We start from the raw sequence: 16,026 nt of genomic DNA on the forward strand, positions 1-16,026 counted from the left end.
AGGTCGCCGACGTCTACCACCGTCGCGTGGCGACCGCCGTGCGGGACGAGGTCCGCCGCCGGCTGGCCGAGGGTCAGAACGAGCCGGCCCGCGTCCTCGAAGTCGGCGCGGGCACCGCGGCGACCACCCGGCTGGTCCTCGCCGAGCTGCGCCAGTTCGGGCCGTCGGTCGAGTACACGGTCACGGACGTGGCCCAGTCCTTCGTCGAGCGGGCCCGCCACGACCTCTCCGGCGGCCCAGTCCCGATGCGGTTCGCGCAGTTCGACGTCGAGCAGCCACCCGAGCCGCCCGACACGGGACGCTACGACGTCGTGGTCGCCGCCAACGTCCTGCACGCGACCCGATCGATCAGTGCCGCGCTCGCCGGCCTGCGCGGCACGCTGCGACCCGGTGGATGCCTGGTGGTCAACGAACTCACCGCCGACGACCCGTTCGTCACCCTCACCTTCGGGCTGACCAGAGGGTGGTGGCAGTTCACCGATCCACAGCACCGGCTGCCGGGTTCACCGCTGCTCGACATCGCCCGATGGCGGCGACTGGCGGCGATGCACGGGTTCGGCGACCTCACCGTCGTGGATCCCGGACCGGGTGGGGACGAGGCCCAACGCCAGGCCGTGCTCGTCCTGCCGGCCGCCGCGGCGCCCGCCTCTGGCCGGACTCCTCCTGGTGACCTGAGGGCGGCGCTGCGCCGGCACGTGCGCGCCGTCGTCACGGACTTCCTCCGGGTACCCGTCGAGGCGATCGGCGACGACGACACATTCGCGGCGAAAGGCGTCGACTCGCTCGGCTCGATCGCACTCGTCCGGAGCCTGGAAGCCGGATTCGGGCCCCTGCCCAAGACGATCCTCTTCGAGTACCCGACGCCGCGCGCGCTGGCGGACCACCTGCTGGACCGGGACAGTGACCGCTGCCAGGCCCTGGTCGGCGGCGCACCGGCGGTCATCACGGTACCGCGGTCGCCGATGCCGCGTTTGGAGCAGCCGGCGGAAGGCGACGCCGTCGCGATCGTCGGGATCGCCGGAAGCTTCCCCGGCTCGCCGGACGTCGAGACCTTTTGGCAGCACCTGGCCGCCGGACGCTGCCTGGTCACCGAGGTACCGGCCGAACGCTTCGACTGGCGGGCGGTCGACGGCGATCCGCGCCGCGAACCGCACACCACGAACAGCCATTGGGGCGGGTTCCTGCCGTCGGTCGACCGGTTCGACGCCGAGTTCTTCGGCATCTCACCGGTCGAGGCGGCGCTGATGGACCCGCAACAGCGCCTCTTTCTCCAGGCGGCCTGGCACGCGATCGAGGATGCCGGGCACGCGCCGGCCCGCCTGCGCGGCAGCCGTACCGGAGTCTTCGTCGGCGTCTCCGGCTTCGACTACCACGAGTTGCTCACCACCGCCGACCGGCACGAGGACGCGCACGCCCCGAGCGGGGTCTCCCACGCCGTACTCGCCAATCGGCTCTCGTACCTGCTCGACCTGCGCGGCCCGAGCGAGCCGGTCGACACCGCCTGTTCGAGCGCGCTGGTCGCGGTCCACCGGGCGGTCCGCGCGATGGCGGCCGGTGACTGCGACGGCGCGGTCGTCGGCGGCGCCAACCTGCTGCTCACCCGCGAGCTGTTCGTCGCCTTCGGGCAGGCCGGCTTCCTGTCTCCGGACGGACGGTGCTTCGCCTTCGACGACCGGGCCAACGGGTACGTGCGGGCCGAAGGCGTCGCGGCGATGTTCCTGCGGCCGCTGTCCCGCGCCGTCGCCGACGGCGATCCCGTGTATGGGGTGATTCGGGCCAGCGCCACCAACCACGGTGGACGGACCCAGTCGTTGACCGTCCCCAATCCGCACGCGCAGACCGCTCTCGTGGTCGACGCGTACCGGCGAGCCGGCGTCGACCCGCGCACCGTGAGCTACATCGAGACCCACGGCACCGGTACGGCATTGGGTGACCCGATCGAGGTGGAGGCGCTCAAGCGGGCCTTCACCGAGCTCGGGGCGGGGCCGGCGGACCAGCCGTGGTGCGGGCTCGGCTCGGTCAAGTCGAACGTCGGCCATCTCGAAGCCGCCGCCGGGATGGCCGGGCTGTTCAAGGTACTGCTGTCCCTGCGGCACGACCTGCTGCCGGCGACGGTGGAGCTGCACCGCACCAACCCGATGGTCGAGCTGGCGGGCAGCCCGTTCACGCTCGTCGACCGCCCCCGCGCCTGGACCGTCCAGGACGGCCAACCCCGCCGGGCCGGCGTCAGCTCGTTCGGCTTCGGCGGCGCCAACGCCCACGTCTTGGTGGAGGAGCATCGGATGGACCCGGTGCCGGTCCCGGACCAGGAGGTGGTGCTGCCCCTGTCCGCGCGTACGCCGGGGCAGCTGCACGACCTGGCTACCCGCCTCGCGGCGTTCCTGGCGGCCGAAACCGGTGCGGCGCCGGCCGAAGTCGCCTGGACGCTGCAGGCGGGACGGGATCCGATGGCCCACCGGGCGGCCGTCGTCGGCCGCACCGTGGCGGACCTCGTCGCCGGCCTGCGTCAATTCCTGGACGGCGATCCGTCGCCGCGGGTCTGGTCCGGGTTACCCGGCACCGAGTCGGCCGGCGACACGGCGACCGCACCGCCCGAGACCGGCGACCCCGCGGACTGGGCGCGGCGCTGGGTGGCCGGGGACGACACGCTGCCGTGGGCGCGGCTCTACCCGACGCCGCCCCGGCGGTGCCACCTGCCCGGCTACCCGTTCGCCGCGGACCGGCACTGGGTCTCGGCGCGGGAGACGCAGGGAGAGGCCGCGACCGCGCCGTTCGCCGCCGGTGCCGAAGCTGGCGGACCGGAGCCGGACTGGCTCGCGGTGCTCACCGAGCTCGGTCATGGCGACCGGTCGGTGGACGAGGTGGAGCAGATGTGGGCGATGAGCGAGGTGGCACCGTGACCGATCAGACCCGGCACATCCTGGACGAGGTCCGGCGGGGTGCGCTGTCGCCCGCGGAGGGACTGCGTCTGTTGCGGGACGCCGGCCACGGCGCTCCGGCGCTCGTCCGGTTCGCCCCCGACTGGCAGGTCCGACCGGCGCCGGCGGGTGCCGCGCCCGCGCCCGTCGTGGTGTTCGCCGGGAGCGTGGCCGAACACGCACCGCCGGCCGAGGCGCCCGTCGCGACCCACGCCGACCGGTTCGCGGCGACCCGTTGGGGGTACCGGCTCGATACCAAGGACCGGGACTCCTGGGCGACCCTGCTGGACGCCCTCGACGCCGGCGGCGTACCGAAGGACCACCCCATCGTCCTGGTCGGGGCGCCCGGCGAAGCCGCCGATCGGTGGCTGGACGCCCCGCTGGCCCTGACGCGGGCGCTCGGCGCCCGCCGCGGGCACCGCCCGGCTACCCTCCTCGCCACGGGTGGCGGCGGCGCGGAGCGGGCGGCGGCGTACGGAGGGTTCGCGCAGCTCGTCGCGGCCGAGCATGCCGAGCTGCGGCTCGCCGCCCTCCACTGGGCGTCCGGAGCCACCGGGTCGGTGTGGGACGCGGCCTCGGCCGCGCTGGCCGACGACGCCGGATTCGCCGAGGTTCGGCACGACTCCGCCGGCCGGGCCGTCCGGATACTGCATGAGGTGGCGGCGCCCGTCGTCGCGCTGCCCGGCCCCGCGTTCGCTCCCGGTGGCGTCCTGCTAATCAGCGGCGGCGCCGGCGGGATCGGACCGTTCCTGGCGCGTGGGCTGGTCCGTGAGTACGGGGTCCGGCTGGTCGTGCTCGGCCGCCGGCCGGCGGATCAGGTCGGCGAGCGGCTGGCGGCACTCGGCGACGCGGTCGAGTACGTCGCCGGTGACGTCACCGAACAGGGCGACGTGGCGCGAGCTGTCGTCCGCGCCAACGCCAGGTTCGGCCCGGTGACCGGCGTCCTGCACCTGGCCGGGGTCAACGAGGACGGACCGGTCGCCGAGAAGCGGGCCGAGTCCGCGCGGCGCGTGCTCGGCGTGAAGCTGCTCGGCGCCCGTGCGCTCGACGCGGCGACCCGCGACCAGCCCTTGGACGCGTTCGTCGTCTTCTCCTCGGCGGCGGCGTATCTCGGACGGGCCGGGCAGGCGGACTACGCCGCGGCCAACCGTGCCGTCGCCGAGTGGGCGCGGGAACGGGCCTCGGCCGGCGCGCCCGGACGTACTCGTACCCTCGGCTGGTCGCTGGTGGACGGCGGTGGCATGACCGTGGCGGAGGCGGACCGCCGGGCGCTGTTCGCGCGGACCGGGCTGGCCCCACTGCCAGGGTCCGCTCTCCTCCGAACCCTGGTCGAGGGCATCGCCGGCGACCACGTCGACCTCGTCGTCGGACACGGTGACCCCGGTCGGATCCGGCACTTCGCCGCCGAACGGACGGCACGTACCGCCGGTGCGTACCCGGCGAGCGCACCGACGTCCAGCGGCCCGCCGGACTCCTCCGCCGTGCACGCCGAGCTCACCGCCATGGTGGCGCGGATTGGCGGGCTCGCTCCGTCCCGCGTCGGGCCGGACCTGGACTTCGCCGCGATCGGGCTCGACTCGATCCTGCTGCGGCGCCTCACCGCCGCGGCCGAGGAGCGGTTCGGGCCCCTGCCCGCCACGGTCTTCTTCGACCATCCCACCATCGGCGCGGCCGCCCGGTTCCTCGCCGCCCGGCTGCCCCTGCCCTCGGCGGACGACGCGGGCCCCGAGCACAGCCCGGCGGCGGCCGTGCCGGCCTCCGCGGTCGACCGCCCGTCAGCCGCCGCGCAAAGCCCCGGCATGGCCGAGAACGGTGGCGGTGACACCGCGATCGCGGTCATCGGCATGGCCGGGCGGTATCCGGGCGCCGCCGATCTGGCCGAGTTCTGGACCGGGCTGCTGAACGGTCGGGACAGCGTCACGGAGATCCCCGCCGACCGGTGGCGGCACGAGGACTACTACACCGCCGGAGATCCGCGACCGGGACGGACCTACGCCCGCTGGGGCGGCTTCCTCACAGACGTCGACCGCTTCGACCCGCTGCCGTTCCACATCGCACCGCGTGACGCCGAAACGATGGATCCGCAGGAGCGCATCCTGCTGGAGGTCACCTGGCACGCGCTGGAGGATGCCGGATACTCGCGGGCCGAGTTGCGCCGGCGCAGCGCGGCCGACGGGGAGAACGCCATCGGTGTGTTCATCGGCGCCTCGACCGGCGATTACCGGACCCGGGGCGCGCAGGAGTGGACACGAGGGAACCGGGTCATCGCCGACTCGTCGCTGTGGTCGCTGGCCAACCGGATCTCCTTCCTGCTCGACGCCCACGGGCCCAGCCTGACGATCGACACCGCCTGCTCGGCGTCGTTGACCGCGCTCCACCTGGCGTGCGAGAGCCTGCGCCGGGGGAATGCCGCACGGCCGTCGCCGGTGGCGTCAACCTGATCCTGGACCCCGGCCGCTACGTCGCCCTGGCCCAGCGCCGGTTCCTGTCCACCGATGGCCGGTGCCGGTCCTTCGGAGCCGGTGGAGACGGCTACACGCCCGGCGAGGGCGCCGGCGTCGTCCTGCTCAAACCGCTCGCGGCCGCCGAGGCGGACGGCGACCGGGTCCACGGCGTCATCCGGGCGACGGCGGTCAACCACGGCGGCCGGACGTCGGGGTACACCGTGCCCAGCCCGAGCGCCCAGGCCGCGGTCGTGACCCGGGCGCTGCGCCGGGGCGGCGTCGACCCGGCGACGATCGGCTACGTCGAAGCCCACGGCACAGGCACCGAGCTCGGTGATCCGATCGAGGTCGACGGCCTGGCCCGCGCCCTGGCCCCACGGCCGGGCCGCGAGCCGATCCCGATCGGGTCGGTCAAGTCGAACATCGGCCATCTCGAGCCGGCCGCCGGCGTCGCCGGCCTGCACAAGGTACTGCTCCAGCTCCGGCACCGGACGCTCGTACCCACGCTGCACAGCGAGCGGGTCAACCCGCACCTAGACCTCGCCGGCTCCGGGTTCGGCCTCGTGCGTGCGGCCGGGGACTGGACGAGCCCCCGGGGCCAGCGTCGCCGAGCCGCACTGAGCTCCTTCGGCGCGGGCGGCGCCAACGCCCACGCCGTCGTCGAGGAGTACCCGACCCCGCCGCGACCGGCCCCGGCACCCGGCGGCCCGGTCGTGATCGCACTGTCCGCGCACACCACCGAACACCTGCGGGACGTGGTGGCCAGGCTGCGCGCCTGGGCGGCCGAGGAGCCCGACCGGCCGGCCCTGCGCGACGTCGCCTTCACTCTCGCGGTCGGGCGCGAAGCTCTGGAGCACCGCTTGGCCATCCCGGCCACCACCTACGACGACCTGCTGGCCGGATTGGACGCCTTCCTCGCCGGACGGGCCGACCCGGCGCTGGTCGGCACCGCCGTTATCGGTGCCGTCACGGACGCCGACCCGGCCGGATTGGTCGAGGCGGCCAGGGAGGGTGACCACGCACGGGTCGCGCGGCTGTGGGTGGCCGGCACTGACCTGTCACCGGTCGCGGCGACCGGCGGAACCCCCGGGTCGAGAGTGCCGCTGCCGAGCTATCCGTTCGCCGGAAAGCGGTACTGGTTCCCGGAGGCCACCCCGGCGCCACCGGCCGGCCAGGCCGCCCACCGACGTCGTACCCACACGGTGGGTCTGGACGATGCCGTGGTCCGCGACCACGTCGTGCGAGGCCAGCCGGTCCTTCCCGGGGTGGCGGTGCTCGACCTCGTCCGCGGCGCGGCGGCCGGCGAGCTCGGCGCGGTGACCGCGCTGACGGACGTGCGCTGGCACGCCCCGGTCACCGTCGACGCGAAGACCACCACGGTCCACATCGGACTGGAGCGCCGCGGCGACGGCCTCGCCTTCGTCGTGTCCGACGACGCCGGAACCGTCCACGCCACCGGCACCGCGCTCGCCGGTCCGGCCGGCGCGCCACCCGACCTGGACCTCGCGGCCATCCTCGAACGCTGCCGGACGCCCGTCGACGTGCACGAGCTCTACCACCGAGCGGAGGCCTCCGGCCTGCGCTACGGGGCCACCTTCCGGCGGCTCGCCAGCGTGCGTCGTGGCGCGGACGAGGCGATCGCGACGATCGACGCCGCCGACCCGGCCGACGCCAACTGGCTGCCGGTCGGCCCGGTGGACGCCGCCTTGCAGGTGCTGCGCGCGCTCGGCGAAGGCGAGCTGCTGCTGCCGGCGTCGGTCGGCCGGATCGACCTGCTGGACCGTCCCGTGGGACGGCTCGTGGCACACGGCCGGCTCCGCGAGGTCGACCCAAGGCGGGGATCAGCCCGGGCCGATGTGATCGTGGCCGACGAACGGGGACGGGTCGCCGTCGCCTTCCACGACTTCCACGCGGTCCGCCCGCGTCCGGTCGGGTACCTGCGCAGCGCGTGGCGGCTGGCCCCGCCGGTCGAGCCCGCAGTCCCGCAGGGACCGGCGCTCGTGCTCACCGGCCCTGGCGACGGCGGGCTCGCCGCCGCGCTCCTGGACCGGCACCCCGGCGGCGGGCGGATCGTCGACGTCGCCGCCGCCCGGCCCACCGAGGCCGGTTACCGGGACCTGCTGTCCGAGCTGCGGCCGGCGACGGTCTACCTGCTTACCGGCGTCGACGAGCTCCGCTACGGCGCCTCCGACCTGGCGCACCTGGAGACCGCGCAGGAGATCGGGGTCGTGGCCCTGTTCCGCGTCGTCCGGGCGCTGCTGGCCGGCGACCGTACGCCGATCCGCGTCGTGGTCGTCACCAGCGGAGCCCAGCAGATCGACGACCGCCGCCCGGCGCCGAACCCGTTCGCGGCGGCACAGATCGGCCTGGCCCGGGTCGCCGCCCGAGAGCTGCGGTTCGCGGAGATCAGCTGCCTGGACCTGGATCCGGACGAGCTCGGCCGGCCGGACCTGACCCGGCTCGTCGCCGGTCACCGGCCGGCGGACGACGTCGAGGTCGCGCTGCGCGGCGGCCACCGCCTGGTCCGCCAGCTGCACCCGGCGCTGCTGCCGCCCGACGACCCGGATCGCGCCCCGTGGCGGCACGGCGGCGTCTACCTGCTCGTCGGCGGTGGCGGGGGATTGGGCGCACAGGTGGGCGGGCTGCTCGCGCGCCGCTACGCGGCCAACCTGGTCGTCGTCGGACGGCGCCAGGCCGAAGCGGTCGAGCCGGCGTTGGCCGCGCTGCGGCGGGCGGGCGCGCAGGTCATGTACCAGCGGGCCGATGTCACCGACCCGGTCGCGATGGGCGAGGTGGTACGTGCGGCCCGGCAGCGCTTCGGGCGGCTGAACGGCGCCGTCCACGCCGCCTTCACGCTCGCCGACCGCACCTTATCCACAATGGACGAAGATGGGTTGCGGGCGGCGCTTTCGGCCAAGCTGCGCGGCTCAGCCGTCCTGCACCAGGTACTCGCGGACGAACCGCTCGACATCGTGGCGTACTTCTCGTCGGCCGTCGCCCTCACCGCACCGGCCGGGCAGGCCAACTACGCCGCGGCGTCGACCTTCCAGGACGCGTTCGCCCGGCACGTCGGCGCGCGGTACCGCGTCCCCGTGAAGGTGTACAACTGGGGTTACTGGGGGAGACCGGATCGGTGGCCGGTGCGGAGTACCAGGAGCGGATGGCCAGCCTCGGTGTGCGGGCGATCTCGACACTCGACGGGCTCCGGGCCTTCGAAGAGGTCGCCTCGGCACCGGTGACGCAGGTGGCGCCGATCGCGCTGACCGACGAGGCAGCGGCGGCCCTGGGCGTCACCGCGGTGAGCCACCGTCTGGAGCGGGCCGGTGGACGCACCGACCCCGATGTCGTCGTCGCCGCGCTCCAGATCGCCGCCGACGGTGACGCGACCGACGCCGCCGTGCTGGACCAAATCGACGACCTCGCCGCCCGGATGCTGCTCGCCGCCTGGCAAGAGCGGGGTCTCGCCCGCGAACCCGGCGAGCCGGTCGATCCGCGGGCGCTTTTGCCGGACCGGTCCGCGCCCGTATCGGCGGCCTCGTCCCGGCTGCTCGCGGCCAGCGTCGCCGCGCTGGCCGAGGCGGGCTACCTGGTCGAGCGGGACGGCCGCGTGTACGCGACCGCGGCGGTACGCGGGGTCACCTCGGCCGACATCGGCGAACGCCTGGCCGCGCTCCTGGACGCGCCGGACAGCCGGGCGGTGGCCACCCTCATGCGCGCCTGCGCCGCCGGGTACCTCGACGTCCTGTCGGGGCGCCGCCCTGGCACCGCGGTCCTGCTGCCGGACGGCTCGGACGCGCTGGTCGCCGACGTGTACCGCCACAACCGTCGGGCCGACCACCTCAACGGCCTGGTCGCCGAGGCGGTGTCGGCGCTGGCCCGGGCGTTGCCGGCGGACCAGGAACCGCTGTCCGTGCTCGAGATCGGCGCCGGAACCGGGGCGACGACCGAGGCGGTGCTGGCCGCCCTGCGGCAGAGCGGACTCGTCGGGTCGGTCCGGTACGAGTTTACGGACATCTCGCCGGCGCTGGCGCACCGCGGCGGCGACCGGTTCGCCGGGCAGGGCGTACCGCTGAGCACGCGGATCCTCGACATCGAAGGCGACCTGGCGGCGCAGGGCTTCGACGGCCGGCGGTACGACGTCGTGGTCGCCAGCAACGTCCTGCACGCCACCGGCGACCTGCGGCACACGCTGGCCCAGGTGGCGCGGCTGCTGCGCCCCGGCGGGCTGTTGCTGCTCAACGAGGTCACCCGGGCGCACCCCTTCCTCACCCTCACCTTCGGCCTGGCCGAGGGATGGTGGAAGCACAAGGACGGCCTGCGGCTGCCGCATGCGCCGCTGCTCGACGAGCCGGGGTGGCGCGCGGTTCTGACCGACGCCGGGCTGCGCGGCGGGTGGGCGTTCGGCCCGGCCGACGGTGGCCAGCACGTCATCGTGGCCGAGCAGGACGGCTGGCGGCCGGAGATCGCCGGTGTCACCTCCGAAACGGCAAGCCAGCACCGCACCGCCGAGGAACGGCACACCGACCGTGCCGTCAGTGGGCCCGACGACACCGACGTCGACTACCTGCGCGGGGTGTACGCCGGGGTGCTCCGCCTCGACCCGGCGGAGATCGACCCGCGGGCACCGATGTCCACATACGGCGCCGACTCGCTCGTCGCGATGGAGGTGGCCGCCGTGATCGAGGAGAGGTACGGCCCGGTGCCGAAGGAGTCCCTGCTCGCCGGCGGGTCACTGCTGTCGATCGCCGAGACCCTCGGCGAAGCCCGCACCGGCCGTGTTCCGGCCCCACCCACCGGCCTCCACAATGGAGGACAGGATCGCGTGGACGCCCAACCGGAGGCGCGGCCGGCGGAGCCGATCGCGGTCGTCGGGCTTGCCGGCCGGTACCCCGGTGCGGCCACTGTGGACGATTTCTGGCGCCTGCTCCGCGACGGCCGGCGCGCGGTCACGGAGATTCCGGCCCAGCGCTGGCCGGTCGACCCAGACGACGGCACCCACCGCTGGGGCGGCTTTCTGGAGGACATCGACCAGTTTGACCCGCTGCTGTTCGGGATCTCGCCGCGCGAGGCGGAGCTGATGGATCCGCAGGAGCGGCTCTTCCTGCAGGTGGCCTGGAGCACGTTCGAGGACGCGGGTTACCCGCCCCGCCGCGCCGACGATCCCCGTACCGGCGTCGGCGTCTTCGTCGGCGTCATGTCTGGCCACTACGAACTGCTGGCCGCCCAGTCGTGGGGGAGCGGGGACCGGCGCGAGGGTCACTCCGCCTCCTGGTCGATCGCGAACCGGGTCTCGTTCTGCCTCGGCCTCGGCGGCCCCAGCATGGCCGTCGACACCGCCTGCTCGTCCTCCCTGACCGCCGTGCACCTGGCCGCCGAGAGCCTCCGCCGCGGCGACTGCGACCTCGCTCTCGCCGGCGGCGTTAACCTGATCCTGCACCCGGGCCACCACCTCGGCCTGGCCCGCCGCAAGATGCTCTCCTCCGACGGGCACGCGCGCGCGTTCGACCGGGCCGCCGACGGCATGGTCACCGGCGAGGGGGTGGGCGCGGTCCTGCTCAAGCCCCTGTCCGCCGCCCTGCGCGACGGCGACCGCGTCTACGGCTGCCTGCTGGCCTCCGGCGTCAACGCCTCCGGCCGTACCGAGGGCTACACGGCGCCGAGTGCCGAGGCGCAGACTGTCCTGCTGTCCACTGTGCTCGCGCGGGCCGGGATCAGCCCGGAGAACGTGGCCTACGTCGAAGCCCAGGCGGTCGGCGCACCGGTCGGTGACGCCACCGAGGTGGAGTCCCTCATCACCGTGCACGGCGGGCGCGGGCGGGACCGCTGCGTCGTCGGTTCACTCAAGCCGAACGTCGGGCACCTGGAGTCCGCATCCGGCATCGCCCAGCTGACCAAGGTCCTGCTCCAGATGCGGGCCGGGCAGATCGCCCCGACCATCGACTGCGCGAACCCGGTTGAGGGCCTGACCGGGCCGGATGCACCACTGGAGTTGGCCGACCGGCTGCGCCCGTGGCCGGCCGTCGACGGCGTGCCGCGGTGCGCGGCGATCAGCTCGTTCGGCGCCGGCGGCGCCAACTGCCACGTCGTCGTGCAGGAGCCAGCGGCGAGCCCGCGCCCGCCGGCCACGGAGACGCCGCGGGCGGTACCGCTGTCCGCCCGTACGCCCGCCCAACTGCGCGCCGTCGCCGAGCGGCTCGCGGAACGGCTGCGATCCGCCGACCCGCCCGACCTCGCCGACCTCGCCTACACCCTCCAGCGCGGCCGGACCGAGCTGGCCGCCCGGCTGGTCGTGGTGGCCGGCGACCGCGACAGGCTGGCCGAGGCGCTCACCCGGTTCCTCGCAGGGCAGGCCGACCCGGACCTGTACGCGGGCGGGACGCCACCGCCGGCCGAGCCGCCGGACGGGGCGATTCGAGTGGCGGCGGTGACCTGGGCCGGCGGCGGAACGGTCGACTGGAGCGAGGTGCCGGGCCAGACCCGTGCCACCATCGTCTCCCTGCCGGCGTATCCGTTCGACACAGGGCGGTACTGGCTGTCTATGCCCACCAGCCCGAACGGGAGCACGCCCGGCGCGGCGCCCGTGGACCGTCTCGAGGACGGCCTCGACGTGGTGCTCACCGCTATGTCCGACGTCCTCGGGGTGCGTCCGGGCGACCTGACCGCCGACGACAACGTCAGCGACCTCGGGTTCGACTCGGTCACCCTGGTCGAGCTGGCGCAGCGCCTGGCCGAACTGACCGGCGCCGCCATGAACCCGGCGGAGCTGTACGCCTACGGGTCGGTCGGCGCGCTCGCCCGCCGCGTGGGGACGCGCGCCGACCGCACTCCGGCGCCGGTCGCCGAACGGCCGCCGGTGGCGGTGGCCAGCGCGGCCGACGCGGTCGCGTGGAGCCAACCGGACCCGGCCGCGGCCGACGGTACCGCGATCGCGATCGTCGGGCTGGCCGGCACCTTCCCGGGCGGCACAGACCCGGACGGCCTCTGGGAGAGCGTGGTCGTCGGGCGGGACCTCATCGGCGAGTACCCGGCCGAGCGGCCTCCGTGGTCGGACCCACCGGCTGACACCCGGGGCGGGTACATCGGGATGTCGACCGGTTCGATGCGGCGTTCTTCTCGCTCTCGCCGCGTGAGGCGCGCCTGATGGACCCGCAGCACCGGCTGTTCCTGCAAACCGTGTGGCACGCAATCGAGTCGGCGGGATACGACCCCCGCGCGCTGGCCGGCTCGGACACCGGAGTGTTCGTCGGTGTGGCCGGACGCGACTACGGCCAGCTCCTCGGTGACGCCGACGTCGAGATCGACGGCCAGGCGGCCACCGGAAACACCCACAGCATGCTCGCCAACCGGGTCTCCTTCCTGCTCGACCTGCGCGGCCCGAGCGAACCGGTGGACACCGCCTGTTCTAGCTCCCTCGTCGCGCTGCACCGCGCCGTCCGCTCGATCCGGACCGGCGAGTGCGGGGCGGCCGTCGTGGGCGGGGTCAACCTCATCCTGACCAGCGCCGGCCACCACGCGTTCGGCCGCTCCGGGATGCTGGCCTCCGACGCCCGATGCAAGACCTTCGACGAAGGAGCCGACGGCTACGTGCGCGGCGAGGGCGTGGTCGCCTTGCTGGTCAAGCCGCTGGCCGCCGCCCTCGCCGACGGCGACGACATCCGCGCTGTCATCCGCGGGACCGCCGTCAACCACGGCGGCCGGTCGACGTCGCTGACCGCACCGAATCCGGCAGCCCAGGCGGACGTGATCGAACGCGCATGGCGTTCGGCCGGACTCAGCGCGGCGACGGCCACCTACATCGAGGCGCACGGGACCGGAACGCAGCTCGGCGACCCGATCGAGTTCGCCGGACTCGCCGAGGCGTTCCGCCGCATGCAGGCCACCGGCCGGCGGCACTGCGCGCTAGGTAGCGTCAAGGCGAACGTCGGCCATCTGGAGACCGCCGCCGGCCTCACCGGCCTGGTGAAGGTTGTGCTGGCAATGCGTGCGGGGACCATCCCCCCGCTGGCCCACTTCACCCGACTGAATCCCGGCATCGACCTGCGGGACACGCCGTTCTACATCAACCACCGGGCAACGGAGTGGCGCCGGCTGCGCGGCGCGGACGGTGTCGAGATACCGCGGCGGGCCGGCGTGAGCTCGTTCGGTTTCGGCGGGGTCAACGCGCACGTCGTCGTTGAGGAGCCACCGGCCACCACACCGCCCACCCCGCCGGCGCGGGAGGCGCTGCCGGTGCTGGTGAGCGCGGCCACCGACGAACGGCTCCGGGACCAGGCGCGCCACCTGCTGGCCCACCTGGAACGGCAGCGCTGGCAGCCGGACTTCCCGCGGTTCTCGGACATCGCGTTCACGCTGACGTACGGCCGTCCGCGGCTGCCGGCGCGGTTGGCCTTCGATGCCGCCTCCGTCGACGACCTCCTGGCGGGACTGCGCGGCTACCTGGACGGTGAGCCGGCGTTCGGCGCCGACGACGCGCTGTCGAGTTGGTGCGCGGGCGGCCCGGACGACCTCCTGCCGGCGCCGTGGCCGGCGCGGCGGGTGCCCCTGCCCGGGTACCCGTTCCAGCCCGACCGGCATTGGCTCCCCGAGCGGGGGCCCCGCCGCGCGTGGACGCCACAGTCGTGGCCGATGTCGTCGTGGCCGCCCCGACCCCGGTCGCCCGGCCCCGCGTGGACGCCCCGCCGCCTGTGCCACCGCGTCCACCCGCGCCCGCCGACCCGCATGCGCCGGCCATGCTCGACGACCCGTTGAGCCGGATCGTGGCCCAGGGCATCGGTGTGGAACCGCGCGACGTTGACCCGGACCGTGAGTTCACGGACCTCGGCATCGACTCTATCGCCGGCCTGCGCATCATGCAGGCCGTCCAACTGGAGTACGGGGACCACATCCCGATGCTGACCATCGTCGAGCACTCGACGCTGCGGCGGTTCGTCGGCCACCTGCGTGAGACCTATCTGGACGGACGCGCGGTCCCGCCGGCACCTCCGCGGCAGCCACCCGCGCCGCCGGACCCGGCCCGCGTCGTGCCGATCGCGCCGGGCACCGGTACGCCCATGTACTTCCTGCCGGGGAGACCGGGGAGTTGACCTGGGCGCTGCACCTGGCCGGGCGGCTTGCCGGGGATGGCCCGGCGACGGGACTCGAGTCGCCGTGGTTCGACGCGCCGGCCGCGCCGCCGGATGCGCTCGACGCCGTCGTGGACGCCTGTGTCCGCGCTCTTCGGGACACGCATGCCGGCGGCCCCTACCACCTGTGCGGTTGGGGCCCGGCGGCGCTCCTGGCCATCGAGGTCGCGCGTCGGCTGGTCCTGGACGGCGCCGAGGTCGCACGCCTGGTGCTCGTGGCACCGGCGCCGCTGCCCACGGATACCGGCGAACCGGCGGCGCTGGCCGAGGTGCTCCGTACATTCAGCGCGGTCTTCTCCGCACCCGGCGAGATCGAGCCGCCGGCCGGGAACGACCCGTACCGGAGCGCGGCGGCCGAACTGGGGCGCCGGGCCCGGATGCCGATGCCGGTCGACCAGTTGACCGGCTGGCTCCGCGACGCCGTACGCCACCGGATGCTCGTCGCCGACCTCGCCCGCGGGTGGAACCCGCAGCCACTGGTCGGGGTCGAGGTCACCATCGTCGCCGGCGCAGGCGCGCTGGAGTGGTCGCGGCTGGTCGTGCCGCCTCCGGTCCTCGCAGGCGACCCGACCGGCAGCGACCACGTCCTGTCCGAGGGTGGACCGGCCAACACGGCCGGCCTCTCGACCAGCCCGCCGGGCGACCCGGTGACGGTCGCCGTCAACCGGGGCGGGACGGCCCGGCCGACCTTCTGGGTCCACACGCTGCTGGGCGACGTCAGCTACTGCCTCAACCTCTCGCGGCATCTCGGGCTGGACCATCCCGTGTTCGGGCTCGAGCAGTTCGGACTGGACGCCCAGGTCCGCAAATTCCACACCATCGAGGACATGGCCGGCACCTATGTGCGGGCGATCCGTGCCTCGCAGCCAGCCGGGCCGTACCGCGTCGGCGGCTACTCGTTCGGGGGGTGGTGGCCTATGAGGTCGTCACCCAACTCCAGCGGCAGGGAGCGGAGGTCGAGGGTCTGTTCCTCATCGACTCGATCATGCCCGGCACGGAAGCCTGGTCCGGCATCGACCTGAGCGCCTTCGATGTCGACGAGTTCGAGGTGATGTCGCTTGTCCTCATCGGGAACGCGTACGCCGGCCGGTGGGACATCCGCGACCACCTCATGCTGGAGGACGTGCGCGGCCTCGCGGTGGAGCGCCAGTTGGAGGTCGTGACCGACTTCCTTGTCGGGCGGGCCTCGGTCGATCTCGACCGGAGCATGGTCTCCACGCTCGTCCGCGGCACGTACGAGGTGATCGTCGGCAACAACGACGCCCTCGCTCGCTACCAGCCGCTTCCCCTGCGTTCGAGCGTGCCGACCCGGCTCTTCTACGCGACCCACGGCTTCGTCGGCCCGGGCAACCCGAACGGCCTTCCCGAGATGAAGCGGCTGGACGGCGACCGGACCAACGGCTTCGGCGACTTCGTCGGCGCGGGCCTCACCGTCCAGGACATGCCCGCCGACCATTACACCATCTGCCGGGACGAGTGCATCGCGGAGATCGCCGCCGTGGTCGCCCGCGGTGGCTCCCCGAATCGCGCATAAAGAGGAAG

The 16,026-nt window shown here is 74.3% G+C and carries 7 protein-coding genes and 2 pseudogenes; 8 read left to right on the plus strand and 1 reads right to left on the minus strand.

What is annotated here, in order from left to right:
• Positions 1-26 precede the first annotated feature (26 nt).
• Positions 27-2,900: a beta-ketoacyl synthase N-terminal-like domain-containing protein gene (locus Pflav_RS06130; RefSeq protein ID WP_173034407.1), complete on the plus strand. Its 2,874-nt coding sequence runs from the start codon at positions 27-29 to the stop codon at positions 2,898-2,900.
• Here the strand turns inward: Pflav_RS06130 and Pflav_RS48530 are convergent.
• On the minus strand, positions 2,837-3,571 hold the full coding sequence (locus Pflav_RS48530; RefSeq protein ID WP_415624309.1) for a hypothetical protein: 735 nt from the start codon (positions 3,569-3,571) through the stop codon (positions 2,837-2,839). The genes Pflav_RS06130 and Pflav_RS48530 overlap by 64 nt on opposite strands.
• Positions 3,572-3,634: 63 nt before the next feature.
• On the opposite strand from Pflav_RS48530, the pseudogene Pflav_RS06140 reads away from it, so the two are divergent.
• The 7 genes and pseudogenes from Pflav_RS06140 to Pflav_RS06165 form a co-directional block, all read left to right on the plus strand.
• Positions 3,635-8,598, plus strand: a pseudogene (locus tag Pflav_RS06140) (type I polyketide synthase); the annotation flags it as partial.
• Between the two features lie 473 nt (positions 8,599-9,071).
• On the plus strand, positions 9,072-12,503 hold the full coding sequence (locus Pflav_RS06145) for a beta-ketoacyl synthase N-terminal-like domain-containing protein (protein WP_332107859.1): 3,432 nt from the start codon (positions 9,072-9,074) through the stop codon (positions 12,501-12,503).
• Positions 12,497-13,363, plus strand: a pseudogene (locus tag Pflav_RS47870) (beta-ketoacyl [acyl carrier protein] synthase domain-containing protein); the annotation flags it as partial. The gene Pflav_RS06145 and the pseudogene Pflav_RS47870, both read left to right, overlap by 7 nt.
• Entirely contained in the window at positions 13,340-14,110 is a 771-nt protein-coding gene (locus Pflav_RS47875; protein ID WP_232072636.1) for a ketoacyl-synthetase C-terminal extension domain-containing protein, read from the plus strand. The pseudogene Pflav_RS47870 and the gene Pflav_RS47875, both read left to right, overlap by 24 nt.
• Positions 14,092-14,445, plus strand: coding sequence for an acyl carrier protein (locus Pflav_RS06155; RefSeq protein ID WP_173034418.1), 354 nt, complete (start codon positions 14,092-14,094; stop codon positions 14,443-14,445). Before Pflav_RS47875 ends, Pflav_RS06155 begins: the two co-directional genes overlap by 19 nt.
• The gene (locus Pflav_RS06160; RefSeq protein ID WP_173034420.1) at positions 14,442-15,506 is read left to right on the plus strand and encodes a thioesterase domain-containing protein; all 1,065 of its coding nucleotides are present in this window, start codon (positions 14,442-14,444) and stop codon (positions 15,504-15,506) included. The genes Pflav_RS06155 and Pflav_RS06160 overlap by 4 nt, the downstream gene beginning before the upstream one ends.
• Positions 15,470-16,018, plus strand: coding sequence for a hypothetical protein (locus Pflav_RS06165; RefSeq protein WP_173034422.1), 549 nt, complete (start codon positions 15,470-15,472; stop codon positions 16,016-16,018). The genes Pflav_RS06160 and Pflav_RS06165 overlap by 37 nt, the downstream gene beginning before the upstream one ends.
• Positions 16,019-16,026: the final 8 nt, after the last annotated feature.

Origin of the sequence: Phytohabitans flavus (assembly GCF_011764545.1) — a bacterium.
GTDB lineage: Bacteria > Actinomycetota > Actinomycetes > Mycobacteriales > Micromonosporaceae > Phytohabitans > Phytohabitans flavus.